Annotated in this window: 21 protein-coding genes; 16 read left to right on the top strand and 5 right to left on the bottom strand. The window is 49.8% G+C overall.

All coding sequences use genetic code 11. The features are described 5' to 3' along the window. Nucleotides 1–14 precede the first annotated feature (14 nt). Complete coding sequence (locus M1L66_RS16705) at nucleotides 15–1,454, top strand: TrkH family potassium uptake protein (protein WP_187022044.1); 1,440 nt, start codon at nucleotides 15–17, stop codon at nucleotides 1,452–1,454. 83 nt (nucleotides 1,455–1,537) lie between these two features. On the opposite strand, the gene M1L66_RS16710 is transcribed toward M1L66_RS16705, so the two are convergent. Further along, a complete protein-coding gene (locus tag M1L66_RS16710; RefSeq protein WP_434687197.1) occupies nucleotides 1,538–2,713 on the bottom strand; it encodes an MFS transporter in 1,176 nt (391 codons plus the stop codon). Nucleotides 2,714–2,940: 227 nt separating this feature from the next. On the opposite strand from M1L66_RS16710, the gene rplU reads away from it, so the two are divergent. From rplU to rsfS, 8 genes are all read left to right on the top strand, one after another. Continuing rightward, nucleotides 2,941–3,249: a 50S ribosomal protein L21 gene (gene rplU / locus M1L66_RS16715; RefSeq protein WP_002604079.1), complete on the top strand. Its 309-nt coding sequence runs from the start codon at nucleotides 2,941–2,943 to the stop codon at nucleotides 3,247–3,249. 14 nt (nucleotides 3,250–3,263) lie between these two features. Next, the gene (locus tag M1L66_RS16720; protein WP_002604078.1) at nucleotides 3,264–3,593 is read left to right on the top strand and encodes a ribosomal-processing cysteine protease Prp; all 330 of its coding nucleotides are present in this window, start codon (nucleotides 3,264–3,266) and stop codon (nucleotides 3,591–3,593) included. A gap of 3 nt (nucleotides 3,594–3,596) precedes the next feature. Beyond that, nucleotides 3,597–3,887: a 50S ribosomal protein L27 gene (rpmA, locus tag M1L66_RS16725; protein WP_002604077.1), complete on the top strand. Its 291-nt coding sequence runs from the start codon at nucleotides 3,597–3,599 to the stop codon at nucleotides 3,885–3,887. A gap of 74 nt (nucleotides 3,888–3,961) precedes the next feature. Continuing rightward, complete coding sequence (obgE, locus tag M1L66_RS16730; protein WP_187022042.1) at nucleotides 3,962–5,245, top strand: GTPase ObgE; 1,284 nt, start codon at nucleotides 3,962–3,964, stop codon at nucleotides 5,243–5,245. Between the two features lie 39 nt (nucleotides 5,246–5,284). After that, nucleotides 5,285–5,578 carry a ribosome assembly RNA-binding protein YhbY gene (gene yhbY, locus M1L66_RS16735; RefSeq protein ID WP_055652764.1) on the top strand — a complete coding sequence of 98 codons (294 nt, stop codon included), beginning with the start codon at nucleotides 5,285–5,287 and terminating at the stop codon, nucleotides 5,576–5,578. Between the two features lie 33 nt (nucleotides 5,579–5,611). Beyond that, the gene (gene nadD, locus M1L66_RS16740; protein WP_434687200.1) at nucleotides 5,612–6,250 is read left to right on the top strand and encodes a nicotinate-nucleotide adenylyltransferase; all 639 of its coding nucleotides are present in this window, start codon (nucleotides 5,612–5,614) and stop codon (nucleotides 6,248–6,250) included. Continuing rightward, nucleotides 6,226–6,816, top strand: a complete 591-nt coding sequence (gene yqeK / locus M1L66_RS16745; protein WP_434687202.1) for a bis(5'-nucleosyl)-tetraphosphatase (symmetrical) YqeK — start codon at nucleotides 6,226–6,228, stop codon at nucleotides 6,814–6,816. The genes nadD and yqeK overlap by 25 nt, the downstream gene beginning before the upstream one ends. Before the next feature lie 3 nt (nucleotides 6,817–6,819). Further along, nucleotides 6,820–7,173 carry a ribosome silencing factor gene (rsfS, locus tag M1L66_RS16750; RefSeq protein WP_002604072.1) on the top strand — a complete coding sequence of 118 codons (354 nt, stop codon included), beginning with the start codon at nucleotides 6,820–6,822 and terminating at the stop codon, nucleotides 7,171–7,173. 157 nt (nucleotides 7,174–7,330) lie between these two features. On the opposite strand, the gene lexA is transcribed toward rsfS, so the two are convergent. Next, nucleotides 7,331–7,951, bottom strand: coding sequence for a transcriptional repressor LexA (lexA, locus tag M1L66_RS16755; protein WP_110323267.1), 621 nt, complete (start codon nucleotides 7,949–7,951; stop codon nucleotides 7,331–7,333). Nucleotides 7,952–8,142: 191 nt separating this feature from the next. Here lexA and yneA point away from each other — a divergent pair, with 191 nt between their 5' ends. The 7 genes from yneA (at nucleotide 8,143) to M1L66_RS16790 (ending at nucleotide 16,739) form a co-directional block, all read left to right on the top strand. After that, complete coding sequence (gene yneA, locus M1L66_RS16760) at nucleotides 8,143–8,460, top strand: cell division suppressor protein YneA (protein ID WP_187022039.1); 318 nt, start codon at nucleotides 8,143–8,145, stop codon at nucleotides 8,458–8,460. Between the two features lie 330 nt (nucleotides 8,461–8,790). Further along, complete coding sequence (locus M1L66_RS16765; protein ID WP_055652769.1) at nucleotides 8,791–9,111, top strand: PadR family transcriptional regulator; 321 nt, start codon at nucleotides 8,791–8,793, stop codon at nucleotides 9,109–9,111. Next, nucleotides 9,104–9,970, top strand: a complete 867-nt coding sequence (locus tag M1L66_RS16770) for a DUF1700 domain-containing protein (protein ID WP_434687206.1) — start codon at nucleotides 9,104–9,106, stop codon at nucleotides 9,968–9,970. Before M1L66_RS16765 ends, M1L66_RS16770 begins: the two co-directional genes overlap by 8 nt. Beyond that, nucleotides 9,960–10,490 (top strand): hypothetical protein, encoded by a 531-nt coding sequence (locus M1L66_RS16775; protein ID WP_187022037.1) that lies wholly within the window; start codon nucleotides 9,960–9,962, stop codon nucleotides 10,488–10,490. Before M1L66_RS16770 ends, M1L66_RS16775 begins: the two co-directional genes overlap by 11 nt. A 131-nt stretch (nucleotides 10,491–10,621) precedes the next feature. Further along, entirely contained in the window at nucleotides 10,622–11,584 is a 963-nt protein-coding gene (locus M1L66_RS16780) for a tRNA dihydrouridine synthase (RefSeq protein WP_434687208.1), read from the top strand. Next, the gene (locus M1L66_RS16785) at nucleotides 11,581–15,669 is read left to right on the top strand and encodes a leucine-rich repeat protein (RefSeq protein ID WP_434687210.1); all 4,089 of its coding nucleotides are present in this window, start codon (nucleotides 11,581–11,583) and stop codon (nucleotides 15,667–15,669) included. Before M1L66_RS16780 ends, M1L66_RS16785 begins: the two co-directional genes overlap by 4 nt. Then, nucleotides 15,666–16,739 carry an aldo/keto reductase gene (locus M1L66_RS16790; RefSeq protein ID WP_434687212.1) on the top strand — a complete coding sequence of 358 codons (1,074 nt, stop codon included), beginning with the start codon at nucleotides 15,666–15,668 and terminating at the stop codon, nucleotides 16,737–16,739. Before M1L66_RS16785 ends, M1L66_RS16790 begins: the two co-directional genes overlap by 4 nt. 156 nt (nucleotides 16,740–16,895) lie before the next feature. On the opposite strand, the gene M1L66_RS16795 is transcribed toward M1L66_RS16790, so the two are convergent. From M1L66_RS16795 to M1L66_RS16805, 3 genes are all read right to left on the bottom strand, one after another. Beyond that, the gene (locus M1L66_RS16795; RefSeq protein ID WP_434687214.1) at nucleotides 16,896–18,020 is read right to left on the bottom strand and encodes a hypothetical protein; all 1,125 of its coding nucleotides are present in this window, start codon (nucleotides 18,018–18,020) and stop codon (nucleotides 16,896–16,898) included. Between the two features lie 101 nt (nucleotides 18,021–18,121). Continuing rightward, the gene (gene hflX / locus M1L66_RS16800) at nucleotides 18,122–19,405 is read right to left on the bottom strand and encodes a GTPase HflX (RefSeq protein WP_187022032.1); all 1,284 of its coding nucleotides are present in this window, start codon (nucleotides 19,403–19,405) and stop codon (nucleotides 18,122–18,124) included. Nucleotides 19,406–20,015: 610 nt separating this feature from the next. After that, complete coding sequence (locus M1L66_RS16805) at nucleotides 20,016–21,068, bottom strand: tyrosine-type recombinase/integrase (RefSeq protein ID WP_320930020.1); 1,053 nt, start codon at nucleotides 21,066–21,068, stop codon at nucleotides 20,016–20,018. Between the last annotated feature and the right edge of the window lie 5 nt (nucleotides 21,069–21,073).

Consider the following 21,073-nt stretch of genomic DNA (forward strand, 5'->3'; position numbering starts at 1 on the left):
AAAAGGCGAAGGAAATGAATAAGAAAATTATCGTCTATCTTCTGGGATGGATTATGAATATGGAAGCCATCTTTATGCTGCTTCCATGTGTGGTTGCTGCCATTTACCGGGAAAGCAGCGGAATCTGGTTTCTGGCCGTCATGGCGGTATGCGGAACGACCGGTCTTCTTCTGACACGCAGGAAACCGGATAATATGGTATTCTTCGCCAAGGAGGGCTTTGTCTCTGTTGCAATGAGCTGGATTGTGCTCAGCTTTTTCGGGTCCCTGCCCTTTTACTTAAGCAGGGAAATTCCCCGGTTTGAGGATGCCATGTTCGAGGTAATCTCCGGTTTTACGACGACGGGAGCCAGTATTTTAACGGATGTGGAAGGGCTGTCCCACTGTATGCTGATCTGGAGAAGTTTTACACACTGGATCGGAGGCATGGGCGTTCTCGTGTTTATTCTCGCCATCCTTCCGCTGGCAGGCGGTTATAACATGTACCTCATGAAAGCGGAGAGCCCGGGGCCATCTGTAGGCAAGCTGGTTCCAAAGGTAAAATCTACCGCCAAGATTCTCTACGGAATCTATTTCTTCATGACAGTGGTGGAGGTCGTCCTCCTGCTTGTCGGCGGCATGCCGCTGTTCGATTCGCTGGCAACCAGCTTCGGTACGGCCGGTACCGGTGGTTTCGGCATCAAAAACAGCAGCATTGCCTTCTATGACAGCTATTATCTTCAGGGAGTCATCACCGTGTTCATGATACTCTTTGGCATTAATTTTAACGTGTATTACTTATTCCTGATTCACCATCCAAAGGACGCGCTTCGCTGCGAGGAGGCGAGGGCTTATCTGGGAATTATCGGCGTGACCGTTCTTCTCATCACCCTCAATATCCGCGGAAGTTTTACCAGCATCTTTGCGGCCTTCCACCATGCGGCGTTCCAGGTAGCATCCATCATCACGACCACCGGCTTCTCCACGGTAGATTTTGACAAATGGCCGGAATTCTCCAAGGGCCTGCTCGTCGTATTGATGTTTATCGGCGCCTGCGCCGGAAGTACGGGCGGCGGCCTCAAGGTATCCAGGGTCATTATTCTGCTTAAATCGGTGAAAAAGGAGTTATTTTCCCTGCTTCATCCGAGGAGTGTCAAGATTATAAAGATCGAAAGCAAACCGGTCGAGCATCAGGTCATCCGGTCCATCAATACATTTCTGGTGGCTTACCTTGTGATTTTCGTTCTCTCGACCGTGATCGTCAGCCTCGATAATTTTGATTTTACAACGAATTTCACAGCTGTGGCGGCAACCTTCAACAACATCGGACCGGGACTCGGCGCTGTCGGTCCCACCGGCAATTTCTCCGGCTTCTCGGTCATGTCGAAATGGGTGATGATGTTCGATATGCTGGCCGGACGTCTGGAGGTTTTCCCGATGCTTCTGCTGTTTGCACCATCCACATGGAAAAAGTAAATATTTTGTCAAAAAAAGCACAGGGGGCTGAATGGATATTCTTTCCCCTGTGCTCTTTGCCTCCTGTCCTATGCATCTCAGTCTCAGTCACCGTACTTTTTCCTATTAATCGCTGCAAGCAGAATCACCAGAATCACATTCACCACCAGGATCCCGATCGCGGCCACGATACCGACATGATCCGCCGCACCGCCCACTATCTGGGGTGTCAGAATGCCACCCATGGCCGAGATCGCCGTAAGCACCGACATGCCGAAGGTTGAGCCCTGGATCAGCGGTCCCGCGTCGGCGATGCAGGTGGGATAGATGCCCGCCAGGAAAAAACCGAAGCCGATGAGCGCCAGAGTAATGAGCGGAAGGCTCTTCGTAGAGATCAGCAGGAAAAAGCAGATACCGCTTCCCAGTGCATTCATCAGGATAAGGGAGCTGCGCCTCATCTTTCCGCTCAGTGAGGCGCAGACCAGCCTGCCTGCCATGATGATCAGCCAGGTCACCGACACCAGCGTGGTGGCATACGTCTCGCTCATGACACCGATATTCTGCAAATACGTGACAAACCAGCCGTTGATACAGTTTTCCACACCCAGGTAGAAGAAGAGTATCAGGGCGATGCAGTAGAACTGAAAGGACTTTAAGAATTCCCGTTCCTCCCGTTTTCCGGTATGCTTTAAAGGCACCGCATCTCTGGCCCGTTCATTTAACAGACTGTAATCCATGGTCCCGTAAGTGACCGCAGAGGTGGCGGTGATAAAGATCAGGAGATAGACGACCGACCGCCAGCCAAATCCCAGCTTCAGCAGGACTGCGGTGAGAAATGGCGCCAGGAAGGCCCCGACCGCGAAACTGCAGTGCAGGAGGTTCAGCTTCCCGGCCGCGCCTCCATCGTAAATATCGTTGACGGCGGCGTTATTTATAATTGTAACAGAACCTCTCACAAGGCCGTAGACCAGCATAATGCCGTACATGACAGGAAGCGGCGGCAGAAGAGTGAGTCCCAGCAGACAGAGCGGCGCCATGGCGGTCATCACTGTGATGGAGAACCGTCTTCCCATGGCAGGAACCATGACGGGGAAGAGGAAGCTGGCCAGAAGATTCCCCACCGCCATCACGGAGAGCAGTCCGCCAGCGGCCAGAAAGCTGATTCCAGCCTCCGTGATCACCGCCGGCAGAATCGCTCCGATCACCAGCACCGCCATCCCGCTGACCGAATAGCCATAGCAGCAGCGGATAAAAATTTGTTTCCTTCTATCTATTTTCATGGGTATTACCTCTCCTTGTCACCCCAAACTTTTTCCATTATACTAAGAAGAAAGCAGAAATACAAGGCAAAAACGGCCGGAAAAACTTTATAATTTTGTTTTATTTATGTTGACTTTACAAAGGACAAATGGTATTATGTTACAGTATGCCGCACAATGAGGTCTAAAAGTTTTCGTGTAAAAGCGAAGCACCGCAGTTGGCGAGTAATGATAATAGGAGGTGCCATATGTACGCGATTATTGCAACAGGTGGTAAGCAGTACAAAGTAGCTGAAGGCGATATCATTAAAGTAGAAAAGCTTGGTGTTGACGCTGGTGAAGCAGTCACATTCGATCAGGTACTGGTAGTAAACAACGGCGAATTAGCAGTCGGCTGCCCGACAGTAGCAGGTGCTACCGTAACAGGTACAGTTGTAAAAGAAGGCAAAGCGAAAAAAGTCATTGTTTACAAGTATAAGAGAAAATCCGGATACCATAAGAAAAATGGTCACAGACAGGCTTATACCCAGGTAAAGATTGAAAAGATCAACGCTTAATTCAGGCAGAGACTATGATTAAAGTAACAGTTTTGGAAGATTCAGACAGAGTGGTCCGCGAACTTAAGCTTACAGGACATGCCGGGTACGGTGAGGAAGGACAGGACATCGTCTGTGCCGCCGTTTCAGCCCTGGTATTCTCCGCTTATAACTCGATCGAGACCTTCACGGAAGACGATTTTGAGGGAAGTGCCGATGAACGTTCGGGAGACTTTCAGCTGCGTTTTTCAGGAGAGATCAGTCCGGAATCAAAACTCCTTATGAATTCTCTGGTGCTCGGGCTTACGAATATCATGGAATCATATGGGAAACAATATATAAAAATTCGATTTGAGGAGGTGTAAGTGATGTTAAAGATGAACCTTCAATTCTTCGCTCATAAAAAAGGTGTTGGATCTACAAAGAACGGCAGAGACTCCGAGTCTAAGAGGTTAGGTGCTAAGAGAGCCGATGGTCAGTTCGTATTAGCCGGCAACATTCTCTACAGACAGCGTGGTACTCATATCCATCCAGGTCTTAATGTAGGCCGCGGCGGAGACGATACACTGTTCGCTACGGTGGATGGCGTTGTCAGATTTGAAAGAAAAGGCAGAGACAAAAAGCAGGTTTCTGTTTATCCAAGAGTAATAAGCGAATAATTAGACCGGCTTCATACCTCACCGTATGAAGCCGTTTCTTTTAAAATGCCAATGGAAAGGAAACAGGTGAATTCATGTTTGCCGATAGAGCAAAAATATTTATTAAATCAGGAAAAGGCGGCGACGGTCACGTCAGCTTCCGCCGGGAACTCTATGTTCCCTGCGGCGGTCCCGACGGCGGTGACGGCGGCGACGGCGGCGATATTATCTTTGAAGTGGATGACGGTTTAAATACCTTAAGCGATTTCCGCCAGGTGCGCAAATACGCTGCCCAGGACGGAGAACAGGGAGGCAAGAAGCGCTGCCACGGAAAAAACGGCGGCGATCTCATCGTCAAGGTTCCGGAAGGAACAGTCATCAAAGAGTTTGAATCCGGAAAAGTCATCGCCGATATGTCCGGTGAAAACCGGAGAGAAGTCATCTTAAAAGGCGGCCGCGGCGGTCAGGGCAACATGCATTACGCCACTCCAACCATGCAGGCACCGAAATACGCCCAGCCTGGACAGTCCGGCCAGGAACTCTGGGTCCAGCTGGAACTCAAGGTCATCGCGGATGTCGGTCTCGTGGGATTCCCAAACGTGGGTAAATCCACGCTGCTTTCCCGCGTCAGCAACGCCCGCCCCAAGATCGCCAATTACCATTTCACCACTCTGAATCCTCATCTGGGAGTTGTGGATATCGACGGCGGCAAGGGATTTGTCATGGCGGATATCCCGGGTCTGATCGAAGGAGCCTCAGAGGGAATCGGCCTCGGTCATGATTTCCTCCGTCACATCGAGCGCACCCGTGTACTGGTTCACGTCGTGGATGCCGCATCTACAGAGGGCCGCGATCCGCTCGAGGACATCCGGGCCATTAATAAAGAGCTGGAAGCCTACAACCCGGATCTTATGAAAAGGCCGCAGATCATTGCAGCCAACAAGACCGACGTCATTTACGCTGAGGATGAGGATCCGGTTGCAAAGCTGAAAGCTGAATTTGAACCGAAGGGAATCAAGGTTTATCCGATCTCCGCGGTCAGCGGCCAGGGAGTCAAGGAACTTTTATACGCTGTTTACGATTTGCTGCAGACGGTAGATTCTACACCGGTTATCTTCGAGAAGGAATTCGATCCGTCGATGATGATCGACGAGACGCTGCCTTATACGGTGGAGAGGAACGAGGAAGGTATCTACGTCGTAGAGGGTCCGCGTATCGAAAAAATGCTGGGATATACCAATTTAGAGTCAGAAAAGGGCTTTTTATTCTTCCAGAAATTCTTAAAAGGAAACGGAATTCTCGAAGAACTGGAAAAAGCCGGAATCGAAGAAGGCGATACTGTCCGTATGTACGGTCTGGAATTCGACTATTACAAATAGACTAATGATAAAATTGAGAAGTAATATGATGGAGGAAATATGACAAGCAAGCAGCGTTCTTATTTAAAGGGCTTAGCAATGACCATGGAGCCTATTTTCCAGATCGGTAAATCCAGCATCACGCCGGAGATTACCACCGCCATTGCGGAAGCTCTGGAAGCAAGGGAACTGATTAAGATTACGGTATTAAAAAACTGTCTCGATGACGGCAGCGCAATCGCCTCGACACTGGCTGAGCGCACCCATTCTGAGGTGGTTCAGGTTATTGGAAGAAAAATTGTCCTTTATAAACCGGCGAAAGAAGAGAAGAAGAGAAAGATCATCCTTCCATAGGTTCAGCCGGCGTAACGTAAGGAGTTACTGAATATGGGGAAAATCGGAATCATGGGCGGTACATTCGACCCGATCCATAACGGTCACCTTCGCCTCGGAGAACAGGCCTATTACGAATACGGCCTGGACCAGATATGGTACATGCCTTCGGGACAGCCGCCGCACAAAAAGGACCACCGTGTAACAGACAGCCATATACGTCTGGAGATGACCCGGCTCGCCATGGAGGGCCGCGAGGGATTTTCCTGTTCGGATTTTGAGGTCATGCGCAGCGGCAACACCTATACGTCGCAGACACTGGAAATTCTTCATGAGAAATATCCCGGCCATACGTTTTATTTCATCATCGGCGCAGACTCCCTCTATGAGATCGAGCACTGGCATGAACCAGCAAAGGTACTGGCGCAGGCCGTAATCCTGGCGGCAGTGCGGGAATATGAGTCGGCAGGCCGTTCCATGGAAACACAGATTACCTATTTGAAAGAGAAATATCAGGCTGACGTCCGCATGCTGCACTGCGGGGAGATCGATATCTCCTCTGCTGAGCTGCGCCGGATGACCGCTCTTGGTGAGTCCATTGAACCATTCGTCCCGGAGCCGGTAGCCAGGTATATTAAAGAGCATCATCTATATCAGGAGGTGACAGAATGCAGGAAATCATTGCACATCTGAGAAACGAATTGAGCGGAAAACTGACGCCTTCCAGATACGAGCACACCATAAGCGTGTCATTTACCGCAGCGGCACTGGCCATGCGCTATGGCTGTGATTTGGACAAGGCGGAACTGGCCGGTCTTCTGCATGACTGCGCAAAACACTACAGCAATGAGACTATCATCAAAAAATGCGAGAAGCAGAAGATCACCCTGACCGAAGATGAGAAGAAGGCCCCGGCTGTCCTTCATGCGAAATACGGCGCCTGGCTGGCCGAGACGAAATATCAGATATCGGATCCGGAGGTGCTTTCGGCAATCCGGTGGCACACCACCGGACGGCCCGATATGACACTGTTGGAGGAGATTATCTTCACGGCGGATTATATCGAACCACGCCGGTATGAGGCCCCGGATTTACCTCTGGTGCGTCCGCTGGCATTTACGGATCTGAAGGAATGCATCTATCAGATTTTAAAGGATACCCTGGATTATCTGAATGGGAAAGGCTGTTATGTGGATTCCATGACGAATCTGGCATATGATTATTACAAACAGCTTCACGAGGAAAAGAGAGGAAATTAAACAATGAATCATTCTAGCGAAATGGTAAAAGCAGCTTACGCGGCTTTATCCGACAAAAAGGGCGAGGATATCCGCATCATCGATATCCGCAACGTTTCCGTTATGGCGGATTACTTTATTATAGCAAGCGGTTCCAATTCCAACCAGGTTCAGGCCATGGTAGACAACGTGGAAGAGGAACTTGGAAAAATGGGCTGTACCTGCCGTCAGGTGGAAGGTTATCAGTCTGCCAACTGGATCCTTATGGATTACGGCGACATCATCGTACACGTCTTTGACCGTGACAACAGACTCTTCTATGATCTGGAGCGCATCTGGCGCGATGGGAAGACACTGGATGTCAGTGAACTGAAATAACAGAACGAAACAGGCTGGATTCAGAAGCAGGTCGAAACAAATAGAAACTGGTTAGCAAAAGCAGGAAGAGGTTGACATAAAATATTTATGTCAACCTCTTCCTGCTTCACTTTCTATTTTCCAAAATTCCGTGTTTCCGGCCGTCAGCAATGCAGTACTAGTTGATTCCCAAACGGAACAGTCCGATCACCTTTCCAAGTATCTCCAGGTGATCCACAATAATCGGATCCATCTCATCATTCTCAGGCTGAAGTCTATAGTAGCCGTCTTCTTTGTAAAAACGCTTTACTGTAGCCGAATCATCAACCAGCGCCACGACGATCTCTCCGTCGTAAGCAGTGGAGCACCGTTCCACAATCAGCTGATCTCCATCGAAGATACCGGCATTAATCATACTGTTTCCCTTTACATTCAGCATAAAGGTCTCCGCATTCGGGAGAAGCTCCACGGGGATAGGATAGTAATTCTCAATATTCTCTTCAGCCAGAAGCGGAACACCTGCGGCCACGGTACCAACGAGCGGCACGTTCACGACCTCGCGTCTCGTCAAATTAAAGCAGTCGTCGATAATCTCAATCGTTCTCGGCTTGGTGGGATCCCTTCTTATGTATCCCTTTTCCTCCAGTGTCTCTAAATGGGAGTGGACGGAAGAGGTTGACTTTAAATGTACCGCTTCACAGATCTCCCGGACAGCCGGCGGATACCCCTTTTTTAAGATTGTTTCTTTGATATATTCTAAAATTTCCTGCTGTTTCGCTGTTATCTTCTCCTGAGCCATATAACACAGCCTCCTCAATCCTTTTTCTTTCTTTTATAGTAACATATGTTCGATAAAAATGCAAACCTTTGTTCGAAAAAAGTGGCTTTCTTTCTTGACAAACATTTGTTCGAGTGGTATGATATACCCATGCAGAACAAACGTTCTTTTTGTTGCAAAAGAGTTAAAAGAGTTACAGGGGGTAAATACAGATGAAAAAATTAATGATTACGATGGCACTTGTTGTTTTGATTCTGTCGAACGTCTGCGGTCATTCTCTGATGAATGCACTGGCCGATGAAACAGAACTTCCGAAGTCTCAAAAGTATTATACCAGCATCGAGATTCAAAAAGGCGATACACTATGGGGAATCGCCGATGAATATGCCAAGAGCTGCCGCATGTCCACCACCGAATACGTCGCTGAGTTAAAAAGTATGAATGGGCTGAGGGAGGATGTGATCCATAGCGGCCAGCATCTGACCATCATGTACTGTGTGCCTGTTACTGAGGTTCTGGCAGAGAAATAGAGACAGAGTAGTAGAGACAAAGAATCAGGGGAAGAGAATCAGAGGCAGTGAACCAAGGACAGAGAATCAGGGACAGAAAATCAGAAGTAGAAGAGGGCAGATGACCGAGAGCCGTATCTTTCTGGCCCTATCCTCCATTCCTCTATCAATATAGGCAGCACCGGCTTTCATGATCTGCAATCGGGTCATGCGAGGCCGGTGTTTTTTTTGATGCATTATTCCATATTTTATTTTAGATTCAGCATTTTGAGTACTTTCAGTATTTTATTTTAATTAGTACTTGACATTACATAGTAGTATGTATAATATAGTATTAAAGGAGGACTTAAAATGAATGCACAGTTTAAAAAAGGAGTCCTTGAACTGGTGGTGCTGGAGTCCGTGAGGAAGAAGGATATGTATGGGTACGAGCTGGTGGAAGAGGTATCCAAGGTCATTGATGTGAATGAGGGAACCATTTATCCGCTGCTGAAGCGTCTGACCAATGAGCACTATTTTGAGACGTATCTGCGGGAATCCACAGAGGGGCCGCCGCGGAAGTATTACCACTTGACTGCTGCCGGAGTTCTCTACCGGGAGACACTGGAGCAGGAATGGAACGAATTTCAACAGCGGGTATGTATATTTTTGAAGGAGCAGAAGGATGAATAAGAATGAATTTTTAGAAGAGTTAAACCGGCACCTCCTCATCCTTGAAGATGAGGAACAGCGGGATATTCTGGAGGAGTACTCCCAGCATATTGATATGAAGGTGGAAAGCGGATTAAGTGAGGACGAGGCCATCCGCGATTTTGGAAGTGTTAAGGAGCTGGCCGCCCAGATTCTGGAGGCCTACCACGTCAAAGCGGAATTTTCCGGTAATGCGGCAAAGGAAGTCCGGAAACTCCCTGTAAAGCCGATTGCGATTCACGGAGCCGACCTGCGTGATAAGTTCGCCCGCTTTTTCAAGAAGCTGTCTGCCGCAGCGCGGCACGGCGCCGTCTGCTGCTATGAAGCAGGAAAGGCCATAGGAAGAAAGGCGGCTTATCTGATCCTATTTCCCATACGAAAGATTCGCTCGCTGCTGCACAGAGAGGAGAAGACCGTGACCACTGATACGGAAAGAAAAAAGAGAGAACAAAGGAGAACAGCCGACAGCGGTTCCGCAAGGGCAGTCCCCGCCATGCGCACGCTGGGTCATTCCATCGTCTCCGCCATTGGAAGCTGCTTTCACGGAATCATTCGCCTCTGCCTGTGGGGCCTTAGGTGGTGCTGGAATCTGTTTATGATGTTTCTGGCCCTTTTTGGCGGTCTGTTCCTGCTGGGATCACTGTTCTGTTTCGGCATTCTGATCGTGTGGCTGTTTAAAGGATATCCCCTGACAGGGATTACCCTGGTTCTGTTCGGCACCGTGCTTTGCAGCGGTGCATTTACCTGTTTCTGCGTAAGCCTGCTTCGCATGAATAAAACGAATCATTATGAGGCGGAAGAAACCGCCGTTCAACTTACAGAGGAGGTACATGATGCGTAACTTACATAAAGCGCTGATCGCAGTTTTCTGTAGCGGAGTATTCATTACCGGAATCGGCACCGGAATTTCCTTCTCCGAATTTTCATCTTTCGCCTACTCCGGCAGGACCATGATTGGCGATGTGAAGATGACGACTGAGAATCTCGATTACTCCTTTCAGCTTCAGGAAGAGCAGAAGCTGAGAATATACGGTAATTACTATTTTCACAGACACTCGGCTGATTCCACAGAGATTTTACCGGATGAGGCCGTTCCGGAGAATACCATTCGTTTTCAGATCACCTATAACGCAAAAGCGGTTGCCCCTTATCTTCGATACTCGGATAAGGAATCGGATGACCCGTATGTAGGAATCGAGTTCGATTATCTTCTTGATGATATGGAGCTCTTTATGGCAGGTAAGGATCAGCTTCTGGAGGATATAAGGAACCGGCAGATCGGCTCTTACGACACGGTATCCGTGGAGCGCATACGCATATTCGTCAATCCGGCGTCCATCGATCTCGTCACCATGGATTAATTCTGCGGTGGATAATGAGAGGGGAAGAACAGAGTTCTCCCTTCCTTTATCCACCGTTTTAATTTTCATTGCCGTAACGGCTCTTTTACGGTAAAATAAAAGGAACTGACAACACCTATGGAGTAATTAGTATGAACACAAATCCTTTAAGGCTTAACCATCTGCTTCTCCCTTCCAATATGCTGATGGCGCCCCTGGCCGGCTACACCTCCTGGCCCTTTCGAATGCTGTGTCAGGAGCTGGGAGCCGGCCTCTGTTTTACGGAAATGGCCAGCGCCAACGCGCTGAAATATAAAGACAAAGCCACAGAAAAGCTTTTGTACACCACCAGAGAAGAGCGGATCCGGGCCGTGCAGCTTCTTGGCTCCGATCCTGCGGTGATGGAACGGGCCGCCTGCAGCGAGGCTCTGTCCGGCTTCGACATCATCGATATCAATATGGGATGTCCGGTACCGAATATCTTTAAGAGCGGAGAGGGAAGCGCGCTTCTGGCCAATCCCAGACGGGCGGCCGCTGTCATCCGCGGCTGTAAAAAAAGTGGAAAACCGGTAACCGTAAAAACGCGTGTCGGCATCCGGCAGGACGAGCTGATTGCCGCGGAATTCACGAAGATGTGTGAGGAAGCCGGCGCTGACATGGTCTCTATCCACGGGAGGAGCCGCAGTATGATGTATGACGGCACTCCGTATTACGATCAGATCGAACAGGCAAAATCCGCCGTATCCATCCCTGTCATCGCCAACGGCGGAATCTTTTCCGACAGCGAAGCGCAGCACATGCTGGAGGCCACCGGCGCAGACGGAGTGATGATAGGCCGTTACGCTCTCCAGGACCCGTACATTTTCAGCCGTCTTACCGGCCGCAGTGTTACCGAAGACAAATACAGCCTTTTAATGGGCCAGCTGGAACTGACCTCCCGCCATTATGATGAGACCTACACACTGACTTATATAAAGAAGCTGGCTTCCTACTGCATGAAGAAGAGGAGCGGAACGAAAAAATACAAGCAGCTTCTCTATCACTGCGGCAATGTGGAAGAAATGAAACAGATATTAAAAGCAATATTCTATGAGGAGGAAGCGGACCGGAGATGAATGGAACAGATACAAATATCCCAAACAGCAGCGCAGGCTCAGAACTGGATAACAATGACGGCCTGGTCATAAAAAACGGAATTCTGGAACAATGTGAGACGCGGAACCGTTCCGTTGCCGTTCCCAGTGGCGTCCACACCATCGGAAAAGGGGCGTTTAAGGGCTGTACCTCCCTGGAGCAGATTCTTCTTCCGGATACAGTCACAGTCATCTCTGATGACGCCTTTAAGGGCTGCCGGAAGCTGACGGAGATCACGCTGCCGGACAGGCTGGACACCATCGGCAATTACGCCTTTCACCGCTGCCACAGCCTTACGGCCATCACGATCCCTGCCTCCGTCAAGGCGCTTGGCAACTGCGTCTTTCTTTACTGTGACAGCCTGGAGACTGTAAATATGCCCGGGGTTCGGTCTTTAGGCCTTCAGACATTTTTAAATGATGTCAGGCTCCGACGCATCCTGATCTCTCCGGAGCTTGATATTCAACATATCTGTGACTGTTTTACCGGATGCAGCGGTCTTCTGGATATCGCGTTTTCCGACGGGACCTCCTATCACATGGCCAATGCCGTCGCCGCCATGGCGCCCGGTTCCGACGCTCCCGAGGCTGTCCGCGCCATTGCCGCTGATATCTGCCGGATGATGGAAATACAGGATGGCGTCATCACCCGTTTTCTCACGAACTTAAAACACGTGGAACTGGCCGAAGGAATTACCGCGATCGGGAAAAGCTGCTTCTTTGATAAAAAAGGAATCATTTCCGTAAGGCTTCCCGCCAGTCTCACAGAAATCGGGAGCCGCGCCTTCCGAAACTGCATCAATCTGGAACGGGTGGAATTTGCCAGCGACCGGGTGGCCATTCACAAAGACGCGTTTAAGAACTGCTCCACGCTTCATACCATCCGCCTGGCGGACGGAAGTGAATACGAGCTTACCGGCTTAAGCGGCCAGGATGAAACGGGCGCTCCAACCATAGTCCGGGAAATCCACGCCCAGATACTGGGGAATTTCTCCATCAGCGGGACCACGCTTCTTCGGTATCGCGGAAGCGAGGAACGGGTCGTCGTTCCCGATGGAATTACCGTGATCGGCGAGCGGGCCTTTGCAGGCAATGAAGCCATTGACCGGGTTATCCTTCCGGATTCGGTGGAGATGATCGGGGAGGAGGCATTCGCAGACTGTCTCGTCCTGCAGACCATCCAGTTTCCGAAGGGAGTCAGACATATTGGAAAATCCGCCTTTGAAAACTGCGTAAAACTGATTCGGGCCATCCTTCCGGATTCTCTTATAAGCATCTGCCCATCCGTATTTAACCGGTGCCGTGTATTAAACGAAGTGCGTTTCTCCGACAGGCTCGAAGAGATCGGAGAACTGGCCTTCTACGGATGTGAGAAATTAAAAGACATTGTGCTGCCGGAGACAGTGACCGTTCTGGGCGACATGGCCTTTTACCGGTGCCTCTCCCTGCGGGATATCGTGCTTCCGTCTTCCCTGAAGGTGATCGGGCGCAACGTATTTACCCATTCCGGGATTCGAAATGCCCGGGTATTCTGTAATCCGGTTTCCTGCGGAACCGACGTATTTTCCCAGTGCGGGAAGATGAGACGGCTCACATTTGAAGACGGGGTACGGTATGTCGGAGATAAATTTGCATTCCAGTGTGAGAAGCTTGCCGTCGTCATACTGCCGGATTCGATTGAATCCATTGGAAAACACGCATTTGAAGGCAGCCGCTATCTAAAGGAGCTTCCAGCTGATAAAACGGTCTGTCACATATTGTTGGACGGCAGCGGATTCTCCGGTGACGTTGTTCTCGGAGATGAGGTTCGGGCCATTGCGGGAGGCGCTTTTTACGGGAACACGGAGCTCACCTCCATCACCCTGCCGATGACTCTGTCGCAGATTGGACCATATGCGTTTTGCGGCTGTACCAGGCTCACAGAGGTCCTTCTCCCTCCTGGCGTAAAAATCCTCGAGGAAGGCGTTTTCGCCCGCTGCACGGCCTTACAGGCGGTTTCAGCAGCACAGTCTGACGGTCAGCTGACTTCGGTGTCGGCCCGCGCATTTTTAAACTGCCGGGAACTGACAGAGGTTCCTTCTCTGGAACGCTGTACTGTAGTGGGAACCAGTGCATTTTCCGGATGTGAAAAGTTAAGAAGGATTGAGGGGGGATTTCTTCAGATCGGAGACTCAGCATTTTCCGGTACGCCGTTTCTGGAAGAGCAGAAGCGGATGGGAAACGGTCCCCTTCCCGGAGCCGCCATCGTCTCCGGTATTCTGATTGACGGCTCAGGCTTAAGCGGTGACGTGACCATTCCGGAAGGCGTTGCCGGGATCGCGGACTACGCCTTTGCCGGAAATGACCGCCTCCGGTCGCTCCATTTTCCAGTAAGCTTAAAAAGAATTGGCAGCTCTTCCTTTGCAGGATGCCGGAATTTAAAGTCGGTTCATGTCTCCGCCCCCCTTGAGGAGATGGGCAGTTCCGCCTTCGAAAAATGTATCTCCCTGTCCGCTTTCTCCTGCCGGATTGCAGGAATCGGCGCCAGAGCATTTGCCTGGTGTCAAAGTCTTGAATCAGTCACGTTAGAGGAGACGGTTCTCCTGGGGGACGGTGCGTTCTGCGGCTGTTCGGCTTTAAATATATGCCGCATGGAAAATCTCCGCCGCATGGGGAGAGAAGCCTTCAGCTGCTGCAAAAGTCTGGAGGCGGTTTACTTCCCTCTGGCCGAACGGATCGGTACACGGGCATTTGAGCGCTGTGACGCATTAAAAAGCATGCTGCTTCCCGCGTTGTCCGCCTTGTCCGATCATAGCTTTGAGGACTGTGGACATCTGGAGGAAATCATACTGCGTGACGGCCATAACATAGATTTTCCCGCCAGCTATGCATTTTCCGGTTGTACCGCCATGCGCAGGGTTATACTGGAGAAGACAGTGTATCAGCTTACGGGATATGAGACTCTGTTTGACCGGAAGCTGCCGGAGGCCGTCAGGCGTATCTACGGAAGTGCCTTGAGCTGTTTTAACATCGATGAGGAACTTGCATTAACCGAATACCGGAACTGCGGCCGGTTTGTGGCCATACCTGAGGGCGTGAAAACCATCGGGGAAGACGTTTTTAAGGATCAGACACGGCTTGAGGCAGTCTCAATCCCGGATTCCGTGGAGTATATAGGCCCAAGGGCATTCGACAAGACCCCCTGGCTGGAACAGCAGCGCGCCGTCTGCGGAACATCTCCTGTTATCGTGAAAAATATAATCATTGACGCGGCCGCCTGCTCCGGCGACGTGGTAATCAGCCCTTTCGTCAAACGGATTTCGGGGTGGGCCTTCGCCAACTGTATTGATTTAACCGGAATCAGATTTTCTTCCTCCCGGACAGCGGTGGAGATACATGCGTTTCGAAACTGTATCCGGCTGAAACGCATTGTTACGGCCGATGGAAGAGAGTACTGCCTAGAGGGCCTTCCTTCACTGGATCAGGAGCTTCCGTCCATGGTAAGACAGATTTTCGAGGACTGCTGTAACTGCTTCAAGACAGACGGCTCGGGGCTGCTGCTGGAATGTACGGGAAATATAAGCCGTTTAATTCTGCCGGAGGGAATCACGAAGATCGGGCGCGGTGCATTAAAGGACAGCAACCTTCTCACCAGCATCACACTGCCAGACTCTGCCGCAGCAGTCGGAGAGTGTGCATTTGAACAGTGTAAATGGCTGGAAACGGTGAGCGGCACCTCCCGCCTCACCCGTATCGGCCGCATGGCTTTTTCCGGCTGCGTTCGTTTGAAACGGATCGAAGAGCTGCCCATGCTCCGGTCTTTGGGAGAGCGCGCATTTGAAAACTGCACCTCACTGGAGGAAATCATTTTGCCGGAAGGCATTGAGGAGATTCTTCCAGGAACCTTTTACCGGTGCCATGAGCTGAAACGGGTGGTGCTCCCGTCTACACTGAAGAGAATCGGGAAAGAGGCATTCGCCTTCTGCTATAACCTGACGGATATCACGCTGCCGGAGGGGATCGAACAGATTGGGGAAAGGGCGTTTGCCTGGTGCCGTAATCATGAAGCAGAAAGGGAGAGGCCATGAAATACAGAGATCTCGGAACAACCGGTCTGCGCGTATCGGAGATCGGATTTGGAACCATTCCCATATTAAGCGGCAATGTTCCGGTTCTTCCAGGCTATTACAGCCCTGATACAGAAGGGGCTGTCGCCGTCATGGAGCACGCCTGGAGACTCGGATGCAATTTGTACGATACGGCCATTGTCCCGGAATATGGAGATGCCGAACTGAAGCTGGGAGCATTTGCAAAAAAAATCGGCCGCGATAAGATCGTCATCTCTGATAAAGCCCGGTTTTATACCGGCAATGAGATGTATCAGGCTGTTCTTGAATCGATAAAGAACCTGGGAACCGCACCGGACATCTATTTTTCCCATCAGGTGGATCCGAATCACGAAGACCAGGTTTTTGGCCGGTACGGCGCCGTTGATGCTCTGGCTGAACTGAAAACCGAGGGGAAAATTCGCTTTACAGGCATTGCCTCCCATTACTACGACATCCTCTTAAGAGGAGCAAAGGATGTCCGGATCGATGTGCTGCAGGGAAGCGGCAACATTCTGGAACGCGGTATGCTGGACCGCATCGAAAGAGAGCCGCTTTTCAGGCAAAAGGGATTTCTGGTTAATAAGGTATACGCCGCCGGGATTCTGCCTTCCTTTTTCCCTGTAAAGACACTGATTGAAGGGGTTCTTACTTATCCGGTTTCCTGCGCCCTGATCGGACTCGGGACAGTGGAAGAAGTAAACGCAGCCGCAGCCGGGGATACGGTCCCGGAACGCCCCGATTTTCAAAGAGTGCTCACCGTCCTGGGAAAACGTTACGAGCCGATTTCCTGCGACAGGTGCCAGCGGTGTACCTGCCCGCATGGAACGGAAATTCATACAGTCTTCCGGCAGTATCACTACTTTTTTCTGGGAAAGGATTACTGGGCCCTCAGAAAGCTTGATCTGGGAATAGAAGAGAGCGCGGCGGCCTGCAGAAGCTGTACCATTCTGTCCTGCATAAAGCAGTGTCCCCACAAGCTTCGTATTCCGGAGATTATGCAGCAAATCGAGAGGCTGACAAAGATACATATCAGAAACTCTGTGATTTAGTAAAAGAAAACAGATTGAGCCAATTAATAAAAGTACCTGATACCGCAGACCGGTTACACGGATTCTGCACATCAGGTACTTTTCAAGCTATATGAGGATTTAAGCGGGGATAACTGGGTCTGCCTGCCGAACAGAGAAGTTCCGTCCAACATCCCATTACTGCATAACACCATCTGCGCCGATCACATATCCGTCAATGGTCGTGTTTGTCACCATTTCTCCGGTATCGGTGCTGAGATAGTACCATTTACCGTCGTTATCCTGAAACCACCCCGTCTCCATGAATCCGTTTTCATCGAAATGGTACCACTTGCCATCTGATGGAGTTTTCGCCCAGCAGTTGGCGGCAAAGGTGCCGTCGATTCTCCTGTATTTATAGCGGCCATTTTCGTTGATCCACTTACCCTGAGCCTCTTCCGGAGAGAGCTGCATGGCTTCTTCCCGGTCATAGGCTGCCATGATGATCATGATGGTTCCGTTGCTCTTATAATATCCTACACGCGTAAACCACGTATTCTGTACGGCTGCGACAGCGTCCTCCGTCAAATAGACGTAGCTTCCTCCATCGGAGGCGGTTGCACGGATATAAGCGATATGGCGGATATTGTGTCCGGTAGCGGAGGCCAGAGAATAGACCCCGGATAGGGAAACGCCATCGCCGAAATCGTAGGCCTTTTTCGCAACGCCGGTCAATTCAGAGTCGTAGACCAAATCGGAAACGCCCTTTTGCTTCCGGTAGGCATTCAAGTAGGCGACCTGATCATCCTGCCCGGAAGGGTAAGGGTTCTCAAGCGTCTTATCCGCGATATCAGAGATGACACAGCCATTCTCATCGGTGGTATAGTTCTTGCCGTCGATTGTGATATTCCTGTCCTTCAAGACGTAATGTTGATAGCTGAATACATACATGCGGCCGTCTATGGTTTCCACGCCTTCGCCTTTGACCACACGTCCGCTGGGCCTTAAATAAAAGGTGTAGCCGCCGTCTTCGAACCAGCCGGTCTGCATGATGCCGTTTTCGTCGAAATGATACCATTCGGCTTCGACATACTTTCCATTTTTTTCATATACAGCAAGCCAGCAATTCTTCAAAGGTTCTCCTGTCCTGTTGATCGTACAGGTCCATTGGGAGCCGTTCTGGTTCCAAGTGATATCACTCGATCCGTAAATGCCTCCTCCAAGGCGCAGCGGAGATTGATCCTTCGTCTGCGCAAATGCGGTCGTAACGCAGAGCAGGGCCATCATTACCGTGATTAAAACCCATTTTAGTAGCTTTTTCATAATTTTTCCCGCCTTTCTGATTTATTAATTATTTAAAGTATATCATAATCGGCAGGTGCCATCAAGTTATATGGAAGTAGAAACGCAGCAGTTGTAGTATCTTATCTCGTCAGATACTGCTTATATTTCTCCCTGTCGCCTTCCCGGCAGCTGACTGTCAGGCAGACTCCATTTTCCTGAAATTCCCGGCTGTGAACCATGGCGCGGCTGTTTAAGTAGTGAACCACATTACCGTTCTCATAAGGGATCAGGAACTGAGCCTCCTGGTATTCAGAAAAGAGAATCTGCTCCATCATACGCAGCAGTTCCGGGATTCCGATGCCGTATTTCGCCGACATATAGATCCGGTTATCCGAAATTTTAGGGAGCGTTTCCTCCTCCATAACGGAATCGGCCTTGTTCATAATATAGATCCTCGGAATATCACCGGCCCCCAGTTCTTTCAGCGTTTCCTCTGTTACCTCTATCTGTTCTTTGTAATGCTCATCCGAAAAATCCACTACATGAAGCAGAAGATCCGCATAACGTATCTCATCCAGCGTGGAGCGGAACGCCTTGACCAGGCTGTGGGGAAGACGGCTGATAAAACCGACCGTATCGGAGAGCAGGAAATCCTGGCTGCCGCTCAGGGATATCTTTCGAACGGTGGTGTCCAGCGTGGCAAAAAGCATATCCTTCGCCATAACCATCTTTTCCTCTTTTCCGCTCGACAGCTCCACCAGTTTGTTTAACAGCGTGGATTTGCCTGCGTTGGTATATCCGACCAGCGCGGCCTGCGGATACGTTCCCTGGGTCCGTTTTCTTCTCTGGACTTCGCGTTCCTGCTCCATCCGTTCCAGTTCGCGCCTCAGTTCGCTGATCCGCCCCTCGATTTTTCGCCGGTCCAGCTCAATCTGCTTTTCACCGGATCCCTTGTTGCTCAAGGAACCGCTGGCTCCGCCCTGGCGCCCCAGAGAGTCCCTGAGTCCTATAAGTCTCGGCAGCATATACTGAAGTCTGGCCGATTCCACCTGCATTTTAGCCTCTTTGGTCCTGGCTCTCCTTGAAAATATCTCCAGAATCAGGTAGGTCCGGTCCCACACCGGCACGTCGATCTCCCTCTGCAAATTTTTAAGCTGGGAGGGAGATAAGGTATCGTTGAAAATGACATAGTCCACGCAGAGCGTCTCCACGGCTTCCCTGATCTCGCCAACCTTTCCCGAGCCAATATAGTAAGCGGCGTTAATACAGGAGAGATTCTGATCGACTCTGGCCACCGGATCCATATCGCAGGCCTTCACCAGATTGTGCAGCTCTTTCATAGATACTTCAAAATCATTGTTTTCGTTTAAATGTACCCCAGCCATCAGAGCGCGGGGTCTTATGGTTTCATTCTGTTGTTTCATATATTGTTCAGCCTCCTTGCTGCCGTTCCCATTTCTCACCGTCCTGGAAAGGAGAGGGGTTCGGCGCAGCTTCAGGCGGCAAATTTATTTCCGCGGGCAGCGAGCCGGATCGATTTGACTCTGTGCAGTACGCGGCTGTAACCGCCTGATTATAAACGGGTTATCATCCTGTTATTCACACATTTGAATCGTAACCGAATAAAAAAGCATATCATTCCTGACATCATCGCGTACCTCCTAATCATGATATTGGTAATTTCAGGTACAAAAAAAGAGATTGTATCCATGCCGAATCGGCAGACTAAGACACAAAAAAAACTGTTCCGGTTATAAACATATATAAATAAACCATGCAAAACAAGCGTACCTGCGAATGGATACGGTACCGTGCCGCCATGGAATTTATACATGATCTCTTATAACGAACAGTTTTTACTATCTTAATCTAATAAACAATCTCTCAGACCTCTGATTTCTATAATTTTCTTTCTGTTGTTCCTGAAATTACCTAGCTTGATCATAATGGCTTCGCATCATTCTGTCAAGTGTTTTTTTATCATATACAGAAAAAGTGTGTTGTTACTGTGATTCTTTTATATCTGCTTTCTTCTCAGTCCTCACGAAGCCGTACTTTATTCCGTGCACTGCGCCGGCGTTCATCTTCAAGAGCCGCATAATGCTTTTTCGTCGTATTAACGTCGGCGTGTCCCAGCACATCTGCGACCAGATAGATGTCATTTGTCTCTTTATACAGATTGGTTCCATAGGTGCTGCGCAGCTTATGCGGCGTAATTTTCTTTAAAGGGGTCACGATCCGCGCGTATTTTTTCACCAGATTTTCCACACTGCGCACGGCGAGTCTCTTTCTCTGGAGAGAGAGGAACAGGGCCGATTCGTGGCCTTCCTCGGCAATGATCATTTTCCGTTCTTCCAGATAATCGTTAAGGGCGTCTTCAACCTCAGAGCCGAAATAAACGGTTACTTCCTTTCCGCCTTTTCTGTGAATGCGGATACCGCCATTTTTAAAGTCTATATCATCGATATCCAGGCCAACGCACTCCGACACACGAATACCAGTCCCCAGCATCAGCGTCAGCAGAGCCAGGTCGCGCAGCTTCGTCTTCTCGTGATAGCTTTTCTGTTTCTCCGTGAGCGCATCTCCCTTTTCTACCTCGTCCAGCAGAAGAGCGACTTCGTCCACGTCGAGACGAATAATCTCTTTTTCGTGAAGCTTGGGGAGCTGTACCAGAGCCGCCGGATTGTTTACAAGGCGTTCATTCCGGTAATAATAATTATAGAAGCTCTTCAGCGAAGAAATTTTTCGCATGATTCCGCGTTCTTTATTGGTGACTTCCTGATTTTTATCGTTAAAACGGTATTTCAAATACTCCATATATTCTTCCATGTCCACAAGCTTTAAATTGTCGAGATGGTCCAGACTGATGTCTTTCATATCCATTTTCGCAATCACAGGGTTTTCCTTTAAAAGGAAATCGAAGAATACTTTTAAATCATACGCATAGGCAATTCTGGTCCTGGAAGAGGTGCGCGGCTCGATTCCACGAAAGAAATCGGCGCAGAAGGGCGGAAGTTCCCGGATCAGTTCCCTTAAATGTTTTACATTTTCAATATCTCTCTGCTGATGGTAGGAGAGTGTACTCATGATTG

It is taken from the genome of Hungatella sp. SB206, assembly GCF_051132295.1.
GTDB lineage: Bacteria > Bacillota > Clostridia > Lachnospirales > Lachnospiraceae > Hungatella > Hungatella effluvii.